Genomic DNA, 18,652 nt, shown 5'->3' with positions numbered 1-18,652 from the left:
GCCGCATGCGGACGGTCCCGCCCGGTGGCCGGCGGTCCCGGTGGGGCGCCGGTTACCCGGTTCGGGGGAGTAACCGGCCCGGTGGAGGGGCACGCGAAGCCCACGGGCGGAAGGTTGGAGAGCCCGAGCGCCGCGCGGACCGCGCCGGCGCCGGCCCGGCCCGTCCCCGGAACGTCCTCGACCGTAGGAGTGCACGTGAACCGCCGTCGTCCTCGGATCGTGATCGTCGGAGCCGGTTTCGCCGGCTACAACTGCGCCCGCGCCCTCGCCAAACGGGCCCGGGGCGCGGCCGAGATCGTGCTCGTCAACCCCCACGACTACTTCCTGTACGTCCCGCTGCTGCCCGAAGTGGCCGCCGGGATACTGGAGCCCCGGCGGATCTCCGTCTCGCTCACCGGCACCCTGCCCGGCGTCCGGCTGGTCCTCGGCCAGGCCCACCACGTGGACTTCGACGCCCGCCGGGTGCTGTTCACCGACCCGGAGGACCGGGAGGGCGAGCTGGAGTACGACCGGCTGGTGCTGACCGTCGGCAGCGTCAACAAACTGCTGCCGATCCCCGGTGTGGCCGAACACGCCCACGGCTTCCGCGGGATGCCCGAGGCGCTCTACCTGCGCGACCACATGACCCGCCAGGTCGAGCTGGCCGGCGCCGCCCGGGACCCGGCCGAACGGGCGGCGCGGACCACGTTCGTGGTGGTGGGCGCCGGCTACACCGGCACCGAGGTGGCCGCGCACGGCGTGCGGTACACCGAGGCGCTGGCCCGCCGCAACGCCGGGCTGCCGGACGGGACCCGGCCGCGCTGGCTGCTGCTGGACATCGCCGACCGGGTCCTGCCCGAGCTGGACGAGCGGCTGTCGCGGACCGCCGACCGGGTCCTGCGCGACCGGGGCGTGGAGGTCCGCACCGGCACCTCCGTCAAGGAGGCCACCCCGGACGGGGTGCTGCTGGACGACGGCGAGTTCGTCGCCAGCCGGTCGCTCATCTGGTGCGTCGGCGTCCGGCCGGACCCGCTGGTCGCGGCGATGGGACTGGAGACCGACCACGGCCGGCTGTGCGTGGACGCGTTCCTGCGGGTGCCGGGCCGGCCGGAGGTGTTCGCCTGCGGGGACGCCGCCGCGGTACCGGACCTGACCCGGCCCGGCCGGCTGACGCCGATGACCGCGCAGCACGCGCAGCGGCAGGGCAAGGTCGCCGCCCACAACGTGGCGGCGTCCTGCGGCCAGGGCACCGAGCGCGCCTACGAGCACCACGACCTGGGCTTCATGGTGGACCTGGGCGGCGCACAGGCCGCCGCGAACCCGTTCCACGTCCCGCTGTCCGGCCCGCTCGCCGGCGCGGTCACCCGCGCCTACCACCTGATGGCGATGCCCGGCAACCGCACGCGGGTGGCGGCCGACTGGCTGCTGGACGCCGTCCTGCCGCGCCAGGGCGTCCAGCTGGGGCTGGTCCGCTCCTGGTCGGTTCCGCTGGACACCGCCTCCCCGGAGGTGGCCCGGGTGCCGCGGACCTCCGATGGCGGGCCGGGATGACGCGTGCCACGCCTGCTCACACCGCCCCTGACCTGCTCTTTCCCCCTCACCTCGGCCTGCCGGGGCACGAGTTGCCGTTGCTCCGACCGAGGCACACAGTAAGAGGGACACACCACGACGAGATCGGAGCACATCGTGATCGTTCTCGGCATCATCCTGCTCGTGGTCGGCTTTCTGACCGGCATTTCCGTCCTGTGGACGATCGGCATCATCCTGCTCGTCATCGGAGCGATCCTCTGGCTCCTCGGCACCCTGGGGCACGCGGTCGGCGGCCGGCGGCACTACTGGTAGCCGCGACCGTCGACAGCCGTACGGGAGGCGACCGCCGTACGGGAGTGACCAGCGAGGCAGCCGAAGAGAAGCGCAGCGCACCGCGGCGTGCCAGGGAGGCCGGTACCTGACATGTCTTCCTCGTCCCCGACCCTCGACCACACCCACGCACCCGTTCTGGAGGCCCTCGCCGAGTACCACGCCGCGGGCCGGCTGGGCTTCTCCCCACCCGGCCACAAGCAGGCCCGCGGCGCCGACCCGCGGGTCCGCGAGGTCCTCGGCGACGCGGTCTTCCTCGGCGATGTGCTCGCCTCGGGCGGTCTGGACGACCGCCGCACCGGCAACCGGATCCTGGCCCGCGCCGAGGAGTTGATGGCCGACGCGGTGCACGCCGCCCACACCTTCTTCACCACCTGCGGCAGCTCCCTGTCCGTCAAGGCGGCGATGCTGGCGGTGGCCAGTCCGCACGAGCCGCTGCTGATCGGCCGGGACGCGCACAAGTCCGTCGTCTCGGGGCTGATCCTGGCCGGCATCCGCCCCATCTGGGTGGAGCCGCGGTGGGACCCCGAACGCCACCTCGCGCACCCGCCGTCCGCCGAGGAGTTCGAGCGGGCCTTCGCCGCCCACCCGGACGCCCGCGGCGCCCTGGTCACCAGCCCCACCCCGTACGGTGCCTGCGCGGACCTGCGGGCCCTCGCGGAGGTCTGCCACCGCCGGGGCCGTCCGCTGATCGTGGACGAGGCGTGGGGCGCGCACCTGCCGTTCCACCCGGCCCTGCCGTCCTGGGCGATGGACGCGGGCGCGGACATCTGCGTCACCAGCATCCACAAGATGGGCAGCGGCCTGGAGCAGGGTTCCGTCTTCCACCTCTCGGGCGATCTGATCGACCCGGCGCGGCTGCGGTCGCGCGCCGACCTGCTGGGCACGACCAGCCCGTCGGTCCTGGTCTACGCCGGGCTCGACGGCTGGCGCCGGCAGATGGCGCTGCGCGGCCGGGAACTGCTCGGCCGCGCGCTGGACCTGGCGTCGCGGGTCCGCGCGGCGATCGAGGAGATCCCGGGCCTGCACGTGCACGGCCGGGCGGACTTCTGCGGCCCGGGCCTGGCCGACGACTTCGACCCGCTGCCGGTCGTCATCGACGTCAGCGGGCTGGGCACGACCGGGTACGCGGTGGCCGACTGGCTGCGCGCCCACCGCCGCGTGGACGCCCACCTCTCCGACCACCGCCGGATCAACACCCAGCTCACCCACGCCGACGACGAGGCCACCACCGAGCTGCTGCTGACCGCGCTGAAGGACGCCGCCCACCACTTCACGAGCACTCCCCCGGCCGACCGGGAGGGCCCGCCCCGTGCCGTGGCCGTGCCCCCGCCCGCCGAGCTGCGGCTGCCGCAGGGCTGCCTGCCGCGCGATGCCTACTTCGGCCCGGTCGAGGACGTCCCGGTGCGGGAGGCCGCGGGCCGGATCGCCGCGGAGATGATCACGCCCTATCCGCCCGGCATCCCCGTCGCGCTCCCCGGCGAACGCCTCAACGAGCCCGTACTGCGCTATCTGCGCACCGGTGTGGCGGCCGGGATGAACCTCCCCGACGCCACCGACCCCCAGCTCCGCACCGTCCGGGTCCTGGCCCGGGACGCCGAGCCCGCCGATGCCTGAACTGCCCGACGTGGAAGCCTTCCGGGAGGTCCTGGTCTCCTGCGCGCAGGGCCGGACGGTGCGCCGGGTCGCGGTGCGCGACGCGGGGGTGCTGCACGGGGTGAGCGCCGCGCGGTTGCGCCGCTCCCTGGAAGGGCGGGCGTTCGCCGCCCCCGAGCGCCGCGGCAAGTGGCTGCTGGCGCCGCTGGACGACGGCGCGCCCACCCTGCTGCTGCACTTCGGCATGACCGGCTCGCTGGTCTGCTGCCGCCCCGGCGACCCGCTCGCGCCGCACGACCGGGTGCTGTTCGAGGTGGCGGCCGACCGCCAGCTGCGCTACCGCGACCAGCGCAAACTCCAGGGCCTGTGGCTGGCGGCCGGCCCGGACGACCCGGTCCTGGCCCGCGCCCTGGCCCATCAGGGCCCCGACGCGCTGACCGTGGACCGCGGCACGTTCGACGCGGCGCTGGGCCACCGCCGCGGCGGCCTCAAATCGGCCCTGACCGACCAGTCCGTGCTGGCCGGTCTCGGCAACCTCCTGGCCGACGAGATCCTCTGGCGGGCCCGCCTCCACCCCACCGACCGGGCCGGCGCCCTCACCGACCCCGAACGCGCCCGGCTCTACCGCTCGATGCGCCGCACCCTGCGCTCCGCCGTCCGGGCCGGCCGGGTACCGCCCGAACGCACCTGGCTCACCGGTCACCGCGACGACCGCGCACCGGCCTGTCCCCGGTGTGGCACCGCCCTGCACCGCGACCGCGTCGCCGGCCGCGGCACGGTGTGGTGCCCGCGGTGCCAGCCCCCGCCGGGCAACCGCAGACCGCGCGAGCACCAGGCCCGCTGAGGCCGCACCGGACGGCCTCGCCCACCCGCACCCCCACCCGCACCGCACCGGAAGACAGGCACCTTTCCATGGCACCGAACGAGCGCGCGGACCGGCCGGACACCGGCGGAGCCGCGCCCGAACCCACCGACCTGCTCACCGAACTCGCCACCGACCACCGCGCGATCGGCACCCTCCTCGGCCGGCTCGGCACCGCCGCACCCGGCACCGCCCGCCGCAAGGAACTCCTCGACACCCTCACCATCGAACTGGTCCGCCACACGGTCGCCGAGGAGGAGCACCTCTACCCCGCCGTCCGCAAGCACCTGGCGGGCGGCGGCGGCCTGGCCGACCGGAAACTGGCCGACCACCAGCACATCGAGGAGCTCCTGCGGGACCTGGAGCCGCGCGCCGCCGACGACGCCCGGTTCGACGGCCTGGTGGACGAGTTGACCGCCGCGGTCACCCGCCACATCGGCGACGAGGAGCGCACCCTCTTCCCCCTCCTGCGCGAGGGCGTGCACCCCTTCGTCCTGGAAAGCCTCGGCCGCAAGGCCCGCGAGGCGAAGAAGACCGCCCCCACCCATCCGCACCCGCACGCCCCCAGCGCCCCGCCCGCCCTCGGCCTGCTGGCCCCGGGCATCGGCCTGGTGGACCGCGTCCGCGACTACCTCACCGGCCGCCACTGACCCCGGCCGGCCCCTGCGGCACGGCGCCCGCTCCCGTCCCCGCGCCGTACCGCCCCAGCTCCTGCCGCCCCTCACCCCACCGCAGGAACTTCCCGGAAACGGGTCGCTCCTCCGCCGCGGCGCCGCACCCCGCACTTAACATCACCGGCACACCCCGACCCCGAAGAGCCCACCCCCACCCGGATCCATTCCAGGCAGACCACGTCAGAGCAACCAGAGCCAGTCAGGAGGCGGCCTTATGAGCGCAGAAGCGGGCAGCGGCCGGGCGTACACGATCCAGCCGGCCGGCGGCACCGGGCAGCACACCGGTCCCCACGAGACGTTCCCCTACCCCCTGAAGGCCCGGGTCGTGGACCAGGACCAGTCGCCGGTGGCCGGGCTGCCGGTCACGTTCACCTGGGACGCGATGGGCGAGCAGGCGCTCTTCGACGGGGTCGACAGCACCGTGACCGTCCTGACCGACCCGGACGGCTACGCCGAGACCCCCGCGCTGGTGGCCGGGGACGCGGCCGGCACGGTCACCTTCACCGCCCTCGCGGAGGGCGCGCCCCCGGTGACGCTCCAGATCGCGGTCGCCCACTGACCGGCCGCACGCGCCGCCCCGCTGCCCCTCCCCCGCCGCCGGCGTCCGGTCGCGGGCGCGCCGGGCGGCGGACGGAGCGTGCCGACAGGGTCTAGGGTCGCCGCATGCGCGAGGTGCGAGTGGTGCTCATCGGCGGGACGTCGAACGTCGGCAAATCGACTCTGGGGCAGGTGCTCGCGGAGCGGCTGGGGTTCGCGTACCGCTCCACGGACAAGCTGGCCCGGCACCCGGGGCGGCCCTGGCGGACCCCGGAGCGGGAGGTCCCGGCCCATGTCGCCGAGCACTACGCCGCGCTCCCCCTCGACGAGCTGATCGCCTCCGTCCTCGACCACTACGCCCGGCTCTGGCCCCGCGTCGAAGCGCTGGTCACCGCGCACGCGACCGGCGGGGCGGCGGAGACCGGGCTGGTGCTGGAGGGTTCGGCGCTCTGGCCGGAGCGCGTCGCCGGTCTGACCGTGCCGCACACCGGTGCGGTCTGGCTGACCGCCGACCCTGCCGTGGTGCGCGCCCGGGTGCACGCCGCGGGCGGTTACGCCGCGGCGACGGATGCGGAACGGCACCTGATGGACAAGTTCCTGGCCCGGACCGACCGCTACCAGACCCTGATGCTGTCCGCCGTACGCCGCCTCGGCCTCGCCCACGTCGACACCGGGGACGGCCGCTCCCCGGCGGAGCTGGCCGATGCGGTGCTCGCCGCCGTCGCCGCGCAGCGGAGTCCGGGCCGGCTTCCGGCCCCGGCCGCCGGCCCTACCGTCCGCTCCCGGCGACCCTGAGAACCAGCTTGCCGGTGGTGGCGCCGGACTCGATGCGGCGGTGCGCCTCGGCGGCACGGGCCAGCGGGAGTTCGGCGACGTGCACCCGGAGGTCGCCGCCGGCCGCCGCGGCGACCGCGTGCCGCAGTGCCCGGCCCGCGGCGGCCGGGAACGCGGCGGAGAACGCCGCCAGGTTGAAGCCCGACACCGTCTTGTTGGTGAACCACAGCTCGTTGGCGGGGAGGGCGACGTCGTCGGCGCCGGAGGCGTTGCCCATCACCACCAGCCGCCCCATCGGCGCCAGCGCGTCCAGGCCGGCCCGGCGCGCCGGCCCGCCCACCATGTCGACCACGATGTCGAACTCACCGGCCCGCGCGACCTCGTCGCGCAGGATCACCTCGTCGTAGCCGAAGCCCTGGGCCGCCTCGATCTTGGCCGGGGCGCCGACCGTACCGACGACCCGCCCCGCGCCCAACAGCCGCGCCACCTGGCCGAGTTGACTGCCGACACCGCCCGCCGCGGCGTGCACCAGGACCCGTTCGCCGGCCCGGAGCCGCGCCACCCGGTCGAGCACGAGGAAGGCGGTGGTGCTGTTCGACGGCAGTGCCGCCGCGAGGTCCAGGCCCAGGCCGGGGTACGCGTCGAGCGGGGCGACGAGGTCGGCGGAGGTCACCACCACCTCGCCGTAGCCGCCGCCCGCGACGATGGTCAGGGCGGCGACCGGCTGGCCGACCGCCAGCCCCTCGACGCCCTCGCCGAGGGCGCGGAGGTGTCCGGAGACCTCGATGCCGGGGACGAAGGGCAGCGGCACGTCCACCGCTCCCTGCCGGTAGAGGATCTCGGCGAAGTTGGCGCCGGCGTAGGCCACGTCGATGGCGACCTGGCCCGGGCCGGGCTCCGGGACGGCCACGCCGGTGACGGTGAGCACCTCGGCGCCGCCGAACTCGGGGATGACCACGGCCTGCTGTTCGTTGTTCGTCATGGGGACGATCCTGCCGGGACGGCACGGGGCGAGGAGAGTGCGGGCTGATCCTGGGTGTGCCACCACCAGGCTCCGGCGGACCGCGCACCCCGGGCGCTGTTACGGTCGGGGCCATGGGTGGGGTGGCGGGACGTCCGGGGCGGGCAGCGGCCAGGGGCGCGGGGCCCGGTGCAAAGGGCCCGGCGTGGGCGTGAGCCGGGCGCTGATCGACGTCGCGCCGCTGCGTGCGTCGCGCGCCTTCCGACGGCTGTGGGCCGGGCAGACGCTGTCCGGGTTCGGCGCCCAGATGACGCTGGTGGCCGTGATGTTCCAGGTCTGGCGGATGACGCACAGCACCACCTGGACCGGTGTGGTCGCCCTCGCCCAGGCGGTCCCGCTGATCGGCCTCGGGCTCTTCGCCGGCTCGCTGGCCGACCGGGTCGACCGGCGCGCGTGCTACGTCGTGATGACGGCGGGCCAGGCGGGGTGTTCCGTACTCCTGGCGGTGCAGGGGTTCCTGGGCGAGGCGGTGCCGGTGGCGGTCGTGGTGCTGCTGGTGGCGGTGCAGTCCTGCTTCGTGGCCGGGAGCGGTCCGGCCGCGAAGACGTTCCTCCCGGCGCTGCTGCCCCCGGAGCAGCTGGCGGCGGGGCTGGCGTTGCGGCGGATCTCCTTCCAGGGCGCGATGCTGGTGGGTCCCGCGCTGGGCGGGCTGGTGCTCGGCGGGCTGGGCGTCGGCGCGTGCTACGCGGTCGACGCGCTGAGCTTCGCCGGCGCGCTGTACGGGGCGCTGGGGCTGCCGCCGCTCACCGCCGAGGGGTCCGCGGCGGCGCGGCCGGGCCTGCGGGGCGTGGCGGACGGGCTGGCGTTCCTGGTCCGTACGCCGGTGATCCGCGGGGCGCTGCTGACCGACCTGGCGGCGACCGTGCTGGCGATGCCGATCAGCCTGTTCCCGCTGGTCAACGCCGAGCGTTTCGGGGGCGATCCGCGGACCCTGGGACTGTTCCTGTCCGCGGTGGCGGTGGGCGGCATCGGCGCGTCGCTGTTCTCCGGGACGTTCACCCGGCTCCCCCGGCAGGGGGTGGTGATGCTCTGCGGTGCGGTCGGCTGGGGCGTGGCGCTCGCCCTGTTCGGCCTGTGCACGGACCGGTGGCCGGGGCTGGCGTGCCTGGTCCTGGCCGGGGCGGCCGACACCGTGTCGGTGGTCGCCCGGAGCACCCTCGTCCAGTCACACACCCCGAACGCGCTGTGGGGGCGGGTCGGTGCCGCCGAACAGATCGTCGGGCAGGCCGGCCCGGACCTCGGGAACCTGCGGGGCGGGGTGGTGGCCGATGCGACGTCCGGGGCGGTGGCCCTGGTCAGCGGTGGTGTGCTGTGCGTGGGGGTGGTCGTGCTGGTGGCGCTGGTGACGCCGGGACTGCGGCGGGGCGGCGCGGCGGGTGCGGGCGGCGGCGCGCCGAGCGGGGCGGCCGGGGGCGGCCCGGTGGGCGGCGGTCCGCCGCACGAGGCCGCGGCCGGCCCGTGATCCCGCCGCCGCGGAACGGCGTAGGGCGGCGGCGTCCCGGTCCGGGCCGGTGGTGCGGGCGGCCGGGGGCAGCGGCATACTTGCCGGTCGGCGCGACGCGATCTTTCCGCATGTGAGGAGCAGTCATGTCCGACCAGTCCGCCGCCGAGAAGACGACGTTCAAGACGGTCTTCGAGGTGGCACCCGCCGTCCTGGAGCAGGCGCAGGCCATCGCCGGCGCGTTCCAGCACGCGATCGCGCCGGCCACCGTGGACTTCGACTTCGGGGAGATCAGCCGGGCCGCGGCCGCCATCCCGGACAGCTCGACGGTGAAGATCGTCCGCGGCTGGGGGCTCCAGGAGACCGCGCCCGTCGGCGTGATGGTGATGTCGCTCCGGGAGGCCGTGCGCCAGGCCCTCGTCCAGCCGTACGCCAACCCGGCGTTCTGGGAGAAGACCGAGGCCGCGCTCACCGAGGTCTTCATCGGCCTCGGCAGCCAGGAGGGCACCCATCTGTCCTTCTACGGCGATTCCTTCGAGGGCACCAGCTACTACTACAACCTCCTCTTCGCCCTCCACGACGAGGAGACCGAGGGCTTCGTCCACGCCATCGCCCTCTGTGTGAACGTCACGCTCGCGCTGAGCCCGGAGAAGGCCCGGGCGCTCACCCTGGACGAGGTCGTGCAGTGCGCGATCCGCCTCAACGCGATCGCCGTCCGGCAGGAAGTCCCCGCGGCCGGCTGACGGCCGGCGGCCCGCTCCCGTTCACCGGGCCGCGCCCCTCACAACGCGACGCCCCGCCCCTGGCACGCCAGGGGCGGGGCGCTCTTCATCGCTCGCTTCCTATCGGGTTCGCGTGTACGGCGTCCGCCCAGGCAGCGAGCAGCTGCTCGTACTCGGTCAGTTCCTCGGGCCAGAGCGGCCGACCGATGCGGGCGGCCATGAAGGCGCGTATCGCGCGATTGGCCTCGGCGGTGGCGTCGGGGACGCAGGAGGTCGCCATACGCAGATGATATTGCGCGCGGGTGGTCTGCGGCTATTACCGCGTTTGGATGAAACTGGCAAGCTCTGCCCTTGATGTGACGGCTGGGCGGCTCGCCGGGGATCCGGGCGCCGGCCCAGGGCCGCCGGGCGAGGGTTCCCGCGCCCGGCGCCCCGCACGGCGCGGAGCCGCTTCCGTCGCGCGGGGCGGGGACCTGGGACCGGGCCGGCCGCCAGGTGCCCCGGGGCCGGGGGTGGTTGAGCGGGCGGTGGCCCGGGCGGAGCGGCGCGGCGGACCGTTCGGCGGTCCGCCGCCCAGGCGTTCCTGCCCCACGCCCTACGTCACCACGGAAAGTTGTCCGTGATCAGTGCTGCGGATGCCATTCGATGAGGAGGATGGTGGCGTCGTCGCGGAGGGCGTCGTTCTGGTGCTCCATGAGGGAGTGGATCAGGCGGCGGAGGGCCTCGGCTGCGAGTTCGCCGGCGGCGGTGGCGCGGATGATGTCCGCGGTGAAGCCGTCCAGGCCCAGCGGAGTGCCGTCGGGCATCCGGGCCTCGGTGACGCCGTCGGTGTAGAGCAGGACCCGGTCGCCCGGTTCCAGACCGGCCTGGTGGACCCGGCGGCGGGTCCCGGCGAGCCGGGCGGGCATCCCCATCGGCGGCTCACCGGGGGTGTCCAGCGCTGCGTCCAGCACGTGCTGGTCGCGGATCAGCAGGGGCGGCGGGTGGCCGCAGTTGCACCAGGTGAACACGCCGCTGGCCAGGTCCAGCTGGGTGGCGATGCCGGTGCAGAACTGGTCCGGCAGCCAGCCGGCGAGCACCTCGTCCACCGCGTCGACGAGGTCGGTGAGGGAGCCGCCGCGGCGGCGGGCGCTGCGGCAGCCGGCCAGCGCGAGGGACGTGGTCATCCCGGAGGCCAGGTTGTGGCCCATGGCGTCGAGGATCACGGCGTTCAGGGAGGACGCGGTGAGGGAGTGGTCGAAGCCGTCGCCGCCGAGTTCGTAGGCCGGCTCCAGGACGGCGGTGGAGACGGCGCGGTCGTTGCCGATGCTGCGCGGCGGGAGCAGCGAGCGCACCATCTCGGCGGGCAGCGTCATGGTCTCCGTGCGGGCCTGCTGGACGAACTGGTCGCTGAACGCCCGCCGCGAGGTGATCACCATGGCGAGCACGGCGGCCAGGGTGCGGCAGCGGCGCAGCCGGGCGCTGTCCAGGCAGTCCATGTGGGCGCCGAGCACCCCGAGGCGGTCGTCGCCGTCGACCAGCGGCAGCCACGCGATCAGCTGGCCGGGCCCGGCGGCGGGGTCGCCGGCCTGCTCGACGCGCAGACTCAGCGTGCGGTACGTCCAGCCGGCCAGGGACGAGTCGACCGGGAGCCGCTCACCGCCGGCCATCGGGGTCAGGTACCGCTGCTGGAGGTCGACGACGTAGAGGCAGACCTTGCGCAGGCCGATGCTGCCGGCGTAGCGGTCGACGAGGGCGGGCAGGGCGGTGGGGGCGGTGGTGTGCAGTCCTGGAGCAGCCGCTCGCCGTCCGCGGTCAGGCCCCGCTCGTCGTCCGCCATCGGTGTTCCCTTCCGGGCCGGTGCCGACAGCGCCGGTCCCCGCGCGCCCGGTGGGCGGCCGCACCGCGCCCGACCGCACCGCGCGCGACCGGCGCTCCGACGAGCCAAGCCGCTCGGGGTCCGGGGCGCCATCCCAGGGCGCCATCCGGGGCGCGGTGCGCCGAGCGGTGGGATCAGTCCAGGGCCCGGGCGGCGACGCGGAGGTCGGAGACCAGGCCCGCGTAGGCGGTGTCGCGCTCGTCGGAGCGGAGGATCGCCGAGGGGTGGAGGGTGGCCAGGACCAGGCCGCCGGAGCCGCCGGGGTCCCCGCCCGCGCCGTCGCCGGACGCGGGCATCGCCAGGAGCGTTCCGCGGTCCTTGGTGACGCGGAACGACGGCCCGAGGAGCGCCTTGGCCGCGGTGGCGCCCAGGGCCACCGTGACCTCGGGCGCGACCAGCCGCAACTCGGCGTCCAGCCACGGGCGGCAGGCGGACAGTTCGCGGAGGTTGGGCGCCTTGTGGATCCGGCGCTTGCCGCGCGGGGCGGTGGTGAACTTGAAGTGCTTGACCGCGTTGGTGAAGTAGGCGCCGCCGGCGTCCAGACCGGCCTCCGCCATCGCCTTGCGCAGCAGCCGCCCGGCCGGGCCGACGAACGGTTCGCCCTGGCGGTCCTCCTGGTCGCCGGGCTGCTCACCGACCAGCACGAGCCGGGCGGAGGCGCTTCCCGAGCCGAAGACGGTACCGGTGGTGTCGCGGAAGAGCGGGCAGCCGCGGCAGTCCGCGGCCGCCCGGCGGTACGCCGCCAGCCCGCCGCGGCGGGGCAGGTAGGGCGTGGCGTCGTAGCCCTCCCCGGCGTCCTCGGGCGGGGCGGTGGTGCCGGTGTCGGGTGGGGTCATCGGGTGCTGCCTCCTCCTGCGGTGCGCCGGGGCGCGGGGGCGGCCGGCCCGGCGCCTACTCCGGTGGTTCCATGGTCGCCGCCTGTGCTCCCGGGTGCGAACGCTCCTTCCGGCGCCGATCCTGAAAAGCGAAGGAGTCGCACGTCGCGGCGACCACGCACCGGAAGTGAGCAGGACGTACCCGACGAGGCAGCGTGTCGCGGCACCGTCGTGACAGCGGAAACGGACACACATGAGCAACGGATTCGTGGGTCCGGAGGGTTCTGGACCGGACTCGTTCGGCGACTTTCTCGCGCGGTTCTTCGGACGCCCGGCGCAGTCACCCGGGGGCGGCGGCTCGCCGATGCCCCGGCAGGCGGACATCGCGCGGCTGATGAGCGGCCCGGCCCGGGACCTGGTGACCTCCGCCGCCGCGTACGCCGCCGAACACGGCAGTCCGGAGCTGGGGACGGAGCATCTGCTGCGGGCCGCGCTGAGCACCGAGCCGACCCGGACCCTGATGCGGCAGTCCGGCGCGGACCCGGACGCGCTGGCGGCCGAGATCGACCGGAACGCCGGGTCGGGGCCGCAACAGCAGAGCGTCGCGGTGACCCCGGCGGTCAAGCGGGCGCTGCTGGGCGCGCACGAGCTGGCACGGGGCACCGGTGCGTCGTACATCGGTCCCGAGCACGTGCTGGAGGCACTGGCGGCGAATCCCGATTCGGCGGCCGGGCGGATACTGCACCTGGCGCACTTCGACCCGCAGGCCAGTGCGGGCGGGCACAGCGGCGCCGGGGCGCACCCGCCGTCCGGGTCGAGCGCCGAGCACGGCCCCGCGCCGCACCACGACACGCCCACGCTCGACAAGTACAGCCGGGACCTGACGGACCTGGCGCGGGCCGGCCGGATCGATCCGGTGATCGGGCGCGAGGAGCAGATCGAGCAGACCATCGAGGTGCTGTCGCGGCGCGGGAAGAACAATCCGGTGCTGGTCGGCGACGCGGGCGTGGGAAAGACCGCCATCGTCGAAGGGCTGGCGCAGCGGCTCGCCGACGGGGAGGTGCCCGAGACGCTGGCCGGGCGCCGGATCGTGGCGCTGGACCTGACCGCGGTGGTGGCCGGTACCCGCTACCGCGGTGACTTCGAGGAGCGGATGAACAACATCATCGAGGAGGTCCGGGCGCACTCCGACGCGCTGATCGTCTTCATCGACGAGCTGCACACCGTGGTCGGGGCGGGCGGCGGGACCGGCGAGGGCGGTGCGCTGGAGGCCAGCAACATGATCAAACCGGCGCTGGCCCGCGGTGAGCTGCACGTCATCGGCGCCAGCACGCTGGAGGAGTACCGGCGGCACATCGAGAAGGACGCCGCGCTGGCCCGCCGCTTCCAGCCGATCCTGGTGCCGGAGCCGACGGTGCCGGACACGGTGGAGATCCTGCGCGGGCTCCAGGACCGCTACGAGGCCCACCACCAGGTGCGGTACTCCAACGAGGCGGTGCTGGCGGCCGTGGAGCTGTCCGACCGGTACATCACCGACCGGTTCCTGCCGGACAAGGCGATCGACCTGCTCGACCAGGCGGGCGCCAGGGTCCGGCTGCGGTCGGCGACCAAGACGCCCAGCGTGCGCGATCTGGAGCGCGAGGTGGAGCAGCTGGGCCGGGACAAGGACCAGGCGGTCGCCGCCGAGCAGTACGAGCGGGCGACCGAGCTGCGGGACCGGATCGCGGCGCTCGCCGAGCAGATCCGGACCGTCCAGGAGTCGCCGGACGAGCGGCCGGTGGGCGGTGACGGGCGGATCGTGGAGGTGACCGCGGAGGACATCGCGGAGATCGTGTCCCGGCAGACCGGGGTGCCGGTGAGCAGTCTGACGGAGGAGGAGAAGGACCGGCTGCTGGGCCTGGAGGGGCGGTTGCAGCAGCGCGTGATCGGGCAGAGCGACGCGGTGACGGCGGTGGCGGAGGCGGTACTGCGGTCCCGGGCCGGACTGGCCGACCCGAACCGGCCGATCGGCAGTTTCCTCTTCCTCGGCCCGACCGGGGTCGGCAAGACGGAACTGGCGCGGGCGCTGGCCGAGGCGCTGTTCGGCAGCGAGGACCGGATGGTGCGGCTGGACATGAGCGAGTACCAGGAGCGGCACACCGTCAGCCGGCTGGTCGGCGCCCCGCCCGGATACATCGGCCACGAGGACGCCGGCCAGCTGACCGAGGCGGTGCGGCACCACCCGTACTCGCTGCTGCTGCTGGACGAGGTGGAGAAGGCGCACCCGGACGTCTTCAACATGCTGCTCCAGGTGCTGGACGACGGGCACCTGACGGACTCCCAGGGGCGGACGGTGGACTTCAAGAACACCGTCATCGTGATGACCAGCAACCTCGGTTCGGAGGCGCTCAGCGGCGGCCGCGGGGTGCTGGGCTTCGGGCCGGCGGAGGGGGCGGGCGCCGACGACGGGGCCCGGGAGCGGGCGCTGGCCGCGCTGCGCGGCCACTTCCGCCCGGAGTTCCTCAACCGGCTCGACGAGATCATCATCTTCCGCCAGCTGACCGACGAGCAGCTGCACCAGATCACCGGACTGCTGCTGGACGGCACCCGCCGCCGGCTGCACGCGCAGGGCATCTCGGTGGACTTCAGCCCGTCGGCGGTGGACTGGCTGACCCGCCGCGGCCACCAGCCCGAGTACGGGGCGCGGCCGCTGCGCCGGACCATCCAGCGCGAGGTCGACAACCGGCTGTCGCGGCTGCTGCTCGACGGGGCGCTGTCGTCCGGGGACCGGGTCCGGGTGGAGGTCGAGGACGACACCCTGGCCTTCCGGGCCACCGCGCAGGAGCACCGCCAGTGAGCACCGCGGCGAAACGACGGGCCGGACGTGGGGAGTTGAGCTGAACGGGCAGCGCAAGGGCCGGGACCGGGGCGAGCCGGAGCTGATCCTGCCGCGCGGCCGGAACGAGACGGAGGAGGAGCGCGCCGACCGGCGCTGGAGCGAACTCCTCCAGGAGGTGCGGGTCATCCAGACCGGTGTGCAGATCCTGTTCGGCTTCCTGCTCACCGTGGTGTTCACCGCGCGGTTCGCCACGCTCGGTACGGCGGACCGGACCATCTACGCCATCACGCTGCTGCTGGGCGCGGCGACGACCGGTGCGCTGGTGGGGACGGTGACCTTCCACCGGCTGGTGACCGGTCACCGGCTCAAGCCCCAGACGGTGCTGTGGGCGGCGCGGCTGGCGCTGGTCGGGGTGGTGCTGCTGCTGGCCACGGTCGCCTCGGCGCTGCTGCTCATCCTGCGGCTGGCGCTGAACGACACGGTCGCGCCGTGGGTGGTGGCGGGGCTGGTGGTGTGGTTCGTGGTGTGCTGGTTCGTGCTGCCGGCGTGGGTGCTGCGGCGGTATTCGTCCTCGGAGTGACCGCCGGCGGCCGGCTCTGCGGGGCGGCGGGCGCGGTGCGACGATGAGAGGGCCCGGGGGATCCGCGGAATGGAGGGTTCACCATGACGGTCTGCGAGGTCTGCGGGAACGACTACGCACGGGGCTTCGAGGTGCGCATCGACGGCGAGTCCCACACCTTCGACTGTGTGGAGTGCGCCGCGCATCTGCTCGCGCCGACGTGTGAGAACTGCCGGTGCCGGATCCTGGGGCACGGCCTGGAGGCGGGCGGCCGGTTCTTCTGCTGTGCGCACTGCGCGCGGCTCCAGGGGGTGCGGCAGCTGGCCGACAGCGTGGCCTAGGGCCGCGGTCCGGACACGCGATGCGGCGGCCGCCCCCCCGGGGGGCGGCCGCCGCATCCGCGCGCCGGTCACACACCGGCCGTCGCGGGGCTCACCCGGCGCGGGCGGAGCAGCAGCGCGGCACCGGCCAGGCCCGCGCTGAGGATGGCCAGGCCGACCGCCAGCAGCTCCGGCCACGTCGAGGCATCGCCCAGGCTGCTGCGCAGCGGGACCAGGACCCCGGCCCGGGACAGGGCGTGCAGCACGATCACGGTGACCGCGGCGGCCGCGCTGGCCGCCCAGACCGCGGCGGTGTCGCGCAGGGCCAGGCAGCCGGCCAGCAGCAGGTAGACCGCGGCGATGGTCATCGACAGGGCGTCCGACGAACCGCCGTGGGTCTCCGCGGCGCCCACCGGCAGGTGGCTCAGCCCGCACAGGGCCAGCGCCGCGGCGGCGGGCCAGCGCAGGACGGACCGCAGCACCCCGCCGACGGCCTGGCCGGGCGCGGCGGGTGCGCCGGCGGCGTGCCAGCCGGCGCCGGCCGGGGGCACGTTGGCGGCCGGCCAGGGGGCGCGCTGCGGCCGGGGCGGGGCGTCGCGGTGGGTGGCGTCCCGCATGACCGGCTCGCCCGGGGCGGCGCCCGGTCCGGGGTGGGGGGTGGGGTAGCCGTGGTCGGGCGCGGGGTGGCCGTAGGGGTCCGGGTAGGGGTCGAGCGAGGGGTCGTTGACGGTGGGGAGGGTGGCGGTGGCCGGGCCCGCGGTGTCGTGGTGGCCGTCGGGGAAGTCGCCGCCGGCCGGCGGTGCCCCGTCGGCGGGGCGGCCCTCCTGGGCCCGGTCGAACAGCTTGATCAGCTGGGCGACCTCGTCGACGGACCGGCCCACCGCCGCCGCACGCAGCGCCTCGTAGCTCGCCTCGGCGGTGTGCGGGGCTTCGCCGAGCATGGCGAGCAGCGGCCCGACCTCGCTCACCGGGCGGGTCATCGCCGCCACCCGCAGGGCTTCGTCGCCCGGGTTGGGGTCTTCGCCGCTGCGCTTGAGCAGTTCCACGAGGGCGGCGACCTCCTCCACCGGTCTGGTGGTGGCCGCCGTCCACACGAGGGTGCGAAACGAGACGTTCTCCTGGCTGGTGGTCGGATGGTCTTCGCCGTGGCCCGTCGGGGACAGGCCGGCTTCGCCCCCACGAGGAGCTGGTTCAGGTGACATGTAGGGACTCCACTGAACGAGGTGAGAGCGGCTGCGCCAAGGGCGCCGGCGCTCATCGGGCGTTGTGCGTGCTTGATCGGTTCTGTTGTGGTTCAGCCAACGTCCCTCTTGGCGGGCGGCGCCAGTGCTGGCGGGCCATCCGGTGGAGACACGCCGCGGGCCCGGCCGGCGACCGGGCGTGTCGGCCGGGGGGCCTCAGTCCTGTGTGGTGGCGACGGTGAAGAGTCCGCCCTGCGGATCGCGGATCACGGCTTCGCAGCCGGTGCTGTCCACCATCGGCGTCACCGGCAGCGCGAAGCCGCCGGCGGCCACGGCGGCCGCGGTGACCTTCTCGATGTCGTGCACGGGGAAGTACACGTGCCAGCGGGGGCGGACGTGCGGGTCGGGGGCGGCCTCCACGGCGCCGCCGCGCAGCGCGGCGACGGTGCGCCCGCCGGCGTCGCGGACCACCACCTCGTCGTGCTCGTAGGTGATGTCGCAGCCGCCGGGCCGGTCCGGGGACCAGCCGAAGACCTCGCCGTAGAAGATCGCCGCCTCGAAGGCGTCGCGGGTGCGCAGTTCCAGGCACATCGGCGCGCAGCCCTGGCCGACCGCCCAGGAGAGCGTCTGGCCCTCCCACAGGCCGAAGACCGCACCGTCCCGGTCGGCGGCGAGCGCGGCGCGCCCCTTGCCGAATTCCAGCGGGCCGACGGCCACGGTGGCGCCGCGCTCGCGGATCCGGGCGGCGGTGTCGTTGGCGTTGGCGACGGCGAAGTACGGGGTCCAGGCGACGGCGACCCGCCAGCTGGGCCCCAGCGCGCCGAGCCCGGCGACCGGCTGGCCCTCGGCCAGCGCGATGGAGAACTCCGGGCCCAGGACGCCGGGGCGGAAGTGCCAGCCGAGGACCTCGCCGTAGAAGTCCTGTGCGGCCTGGAGGTCGTGGGTCATCAGGCTGACCCAGCAGGGGGCGCCGCCGAGCGAGGCGGTGGAGACGGTGCGGGGTTGGGTGGCGGGCATCGGGGACCGCCTACCAGCGGCGGCGGCCGCCCGTGCCGCGCGGGCCCGTCCTGCGGAAGAGGAGAGCGACCACCAGCGCCGCCACCACCAGGGCGATGACGGCGAACCAGAGCAGTTTCAGTGCGAAACCGGCGCCCGCCAGGAGCAAAACGAGCAGCAGGACGAGGACGATCAGGGCCATCGGGATCCACCTCCGGACGGGCTGGTTCCCCACCTGGCCCCATTATGCGCTCCCGGGGGCGGCCCCACCCGGGCCGGAGCGGCGCCCGGAGCGGCCGGTGTCCGCGGGAGCGCGCCGGGTGACGCTCCGAGGTGCCGAAGGGCGCGGGCCCTGATTCGCTGGGAGCAGCGGCCGCGCGTCCGGCCGCGCACCCGCGGTGCCCGACCGGGACCCGTCGGCACGAGGAGGAGGAACGCCATGGGAGCGGGAGAGACTCACGAGCGCCTGGAGCAGATGCGGGAGAAGGCCAGGGAGCTGGCCGAGGCCGCGGAGCGGGCCGACGATCCCAAGGAGCGGCAGCGGCTCCAGGAGAAGTCCCGCCGGCTGCGGAGCCGGAGCGAGCAGGAGAGCGCCATGCGGAGCGGGGACATCTATCCGTCGGAGTGAGCCCGGCACGG

The 18,652-nt window shown here is 75.0% G+C and carries 20 protein-coding genes; 13 read left to right on the top strand and 7 right to left on the bottom strand.

Annotation, left to right across the window (positions count from 1 at the left end):
* The first annotated feature begins 219 nt into the window (after positions 1-219).
* From MUU72_RS19655 to MUU72_RS19625, 7 genes are all read left to right on the top strand, one after another.
* On the top strand, positions 220-1,530 hold the full coding sequence (locus tag MUU72_RS19655) for an NAD(P)/FAD-dependent oxidoreductase (protein WP_248014647.1): 1,311 nt from the start codon (positions 220-222) through the stop codon (positions 1,528-1,530).
* A gap of 135 nt (positions 1,531-1,665) precedes the next feature.
* Positions 1,666-1,821, top strand: a complete 156-nt coding sequence (locus tag MUU72_RS19650; RefSeq protein WP_248014622.1) for a DUF6131 family protein — start codon at positions 1,666-1,668, stop codon at positions 1,819-1,821.
* Between the two features lie 111 nt (positions 1,822-1,932).
* The gene (locus MUU72_RS19645) at positions 1,933-3,456 is read left to right on the top strand and encodes an aminotransferase class I/II-fold pyridoxal phosphate-dependent enzyme (RefSeq protein WP_248014621.1); all 1,524 of its coding nucleotides are present in this window, start codon (positions 1,933-1,935) and stop codon (positions 3,454-3,456) included.
* Positions 3,449-4,279: an Fpg/Nei family DNA glycosylase gene (locus MUU72_RS19640; RefSeq protein WP_248014620.1), complete on the top strand. Its 831-nt coding sequence runs from the start codon at positions 3,449-3,451 to the stop codon at positions 4,277-4,279. Before MUU72_RS19645 ends, MUU72_RS19640 begins: the two co-directional genes overlap by 8 nt.
* A 68-nt stretch (positions 4,280-4,347) precedes the next feature.
* Complete coding sequence (locus tag MUU72_RS19635) at positions 4,348-4,947, top strand: hemerythrin domain-containing protein (protein ID WP_248014619.1); 600 nt, start codon at positions 4,348-4,350, stop codon at positions 4,945-4,947.
* Between the two features lie 238 nt (positions 4,948-5,185).
* Positions 5,186-5,530 carry an Ig-like domain-containing protein gene (locus MUU72_RS19630; protein ID WP_248014618.1) on the top strand — a complete coding sequence of 115 codons (345 nt, stop codon included), beginning with the start codon at positions 5,186-5,188 and terminating at the stop codon, positions 5,528-5,530.
* 104 nt (positions 5,531-5,634) lie between these two features.
* Positions 5,635-6,303, top strand: coding sequence for an AAA family ATPase (locus tag MUU72_RS19625; RefSeq protein WP_248014617.1), 669 nt, complete (start codon positions 5,635-5,637; stop codon positions 6,301-6,303).
* Here MUU72_RS19625 and MUU72_RS19620 read toward each other — a convergent pair.
* On the bottom strand, positions 6,278-7,264 hold the full coding sequence (locus MUU72_RS19620; RefSeq protein WP_248014616.1) for a quinone oxidoreductase family protein: 987 nt from the start codon (positions 7,262-7,264) through the stop codon (positions 6,278-6,280). The two genes, MUU72_RS19625 and MUU72_RS19620, sit on opposite strands and share 26 nt — an antisense overlap.
* Before the next feature lie 184 nt (positions 7,265-7,448).
* Between MUU72_RS19620 and MUU72_RS19615 the strand changes: the two genes are divergently transcribed.
* Both MUU72_RS19615 and MUU72_RS19610 read left to right on the top strand, forming a co-directional pair.
* Positions 7,449-8,765: an MFS transporter gene (locus MUU72_RS19615; protein ID WP_248014615.1), complete on the top strand. Its 1,317-nt coding sequence runs from the start codon at positions 7,449-7,451 to the stop codon at positions 8,763-8,765.
* A gap of 125 nt (positions 8,766-8,890) precedes the next feature.
* Positions 8,891-9,487, top strand: coding sequence for a Type-2Aa cytolytic delta-endotoxin (locus MUU72_RS19610; RefSeq protein WP_248014614.1), 597 nt, complete (start codon positions 8,891-8,893; stop codon positions 9,485-9,487).
* Between the two features lie 85 nt (positions 9,488-9,572).
* On the opposite strand, the gene MUU72_RS19605 is transcribed toward MUU72_RS19610, so the two are convergent.
* The 3 genes from MUU72_RS19605 to MUU72_RS19595 all read right to left on the bottom strand — a co-directional run bounded on the left by MUU72_RS19605 (position 9,573) and on the right by MUU72_RS19595 (position 12,160).
* Positions 9,573-9,746 (bottom strand): hypothetical protein, encoded by a 174-nt coding sequence (locus tag MUU72_RS19605; RefSeq protein WP_248014613.1) that lies wholly within the window; start codon positions 9,744-9,746, stop codon positions 9,573-9,575.
* 343 nt (positions 9,747-10,089) lie between these two features.
* Positions 10,090-11,430, bottom strand: a complete 1,341-nt coding sequence (locus MUU72_RS19600) for a PP2C family protein-serine/threonine phosphatase (RefSeq protein WP_248014612.1) — start codon at positions 11,428-11,430, stop codon at positions 10,090-10,092.
* A 28-nt stretch (positions 11,431-11,458) separates the two neighbouring features.
* Positions 11,459-12,160, bottom strand: coding sequence for a UdgX family uracil-DNA binding protein (locus MUU72_RS19595; protein ID WP_248014611.1), 702 nt, complete (start codon positions 12,158-12,160; stop codon positions 11,459-11,461).
* 232 nt (positions 12,161-12,392) lie between these two features.
* Here MUU72_RS19595 and MUU72_RS19590 point away from each other — a divergent pair, with 232 nt between their 5' ends.
* From MUU72_RS19590 to MUU72_RS19580, 3 genes are all read left to right on the top strand, one after another.
* Positions 12,393-14,975 (top strand): ATP-dependent Clp protease ATP-binding subunit, encoded by a 2,583-nt coding sequence (locus tag MUU72_RS19590; protein WP_248014610.1) that lies wholly within the window; start codon positions 12,393-12,395, stop codon positions 14,973-14,975.
* Positions 14,976-15,015: 40 nt separating this feature from the next.
* Positions 15,016-15,537 carry a DUF6328 family protein gene (locus MUU72_RS19585; RefSeq protein ID WP_372503217.1) on the top strand — a complete coding sequence of 174 codons (522 nt, stop codon included), beginning with the start codon at positions 15,016-15,018 and terminating at the stop codon, positions 15,535-15,537.
* Between the two features lie 83 nt (positions 15,538-15,620).
* On the top strand, positions 15,621-15,857 hold the full coding sequence (locus MUU72_RS19580) for a metallothionein (protein ID WP_248014609.1): 237 nt from the start codon (positions 15,621-15,623) through the stop codon (positions 15,855-15,857).
* A 68-nt stretch (positions 15,858-15,925) separates the two neighbouring features.
* Here the strand turns inward: MUU72_RS19580 and MUU72_RS19575 are convergent, their stop codons facing one another.
* The 3 genes from MUU72_RS19575 to MUU72_RS19565 all read right to left on the bottom strand — a co-directional run bounded on the left by MUU72_RS19575 (position 15,926) and on the right by MUU72_RS19565 (position 18,248).
* On the bottom strand, positions 15,926-17,038 hold the full coding sequence (locus MUU72_RS19575) for a hypothetical protein (protein WP_248014608.1): 1,113 nt from the start codon (positions 17,036-17,038) through the stop codon (positions 15,926-15,928).
* Between the two features lie 195 nt (positions 17,039-17,233).
* Positions 17,234-18,034: a VOC family protein gene (locus MUU72_RS19570; RefSeq protein WP_248014607.1), complete on the bottom strand. Its 801-nt coding sequence runs from the start codon at positions 18,032-18,034 to the stop codon at positions 17,234-17,236.
* Positions 18,035-18,044: 10 nt separating this feature from the next.
* The gene (locus MUU72_RS19565) at positions 18,045-18,248 is read right to left on the bottom strand and encodes a hydrophobic protein (protein ID WP_308403839.1); all 204 of its coding nucleotides are present in this window, start codon (positions 18,246-18,248) and stop codon (positions 18,045-18,047) included.
* Between the two features lie 204 nt (positions 18,249-18,452).
* Between MUU72_RS19565 and MUU72_RS19560 the strand changes: the two genes are divergently transcribed.
* Positions 18,453-18,641, top strand: coding sequence for a DUF6381 family protein (locus MUU72_RS19560; RefSeq protein WP_248014606.1), 189 nt, complete (start codon positions 18,453-18,455; stop codon positions 18,639-18,641).
* Positions 18,642-18,652 lie beyond the last annotated feature (11 nt).

This window comes from Streptomyces rhizoryzae (genome assembly GCF_023155275.1).
Lineage (GTDB): Bacteria > Actinomycetota > Actinomycetes > Streptomycetales > Streptomycetaceae > Streptomyces > Streptomyces rhizoryzae.
Note: the sequence above shows the minus strand (reverse complement) of the source record. Positions and strands in the feature narration are given on the sequence as shown.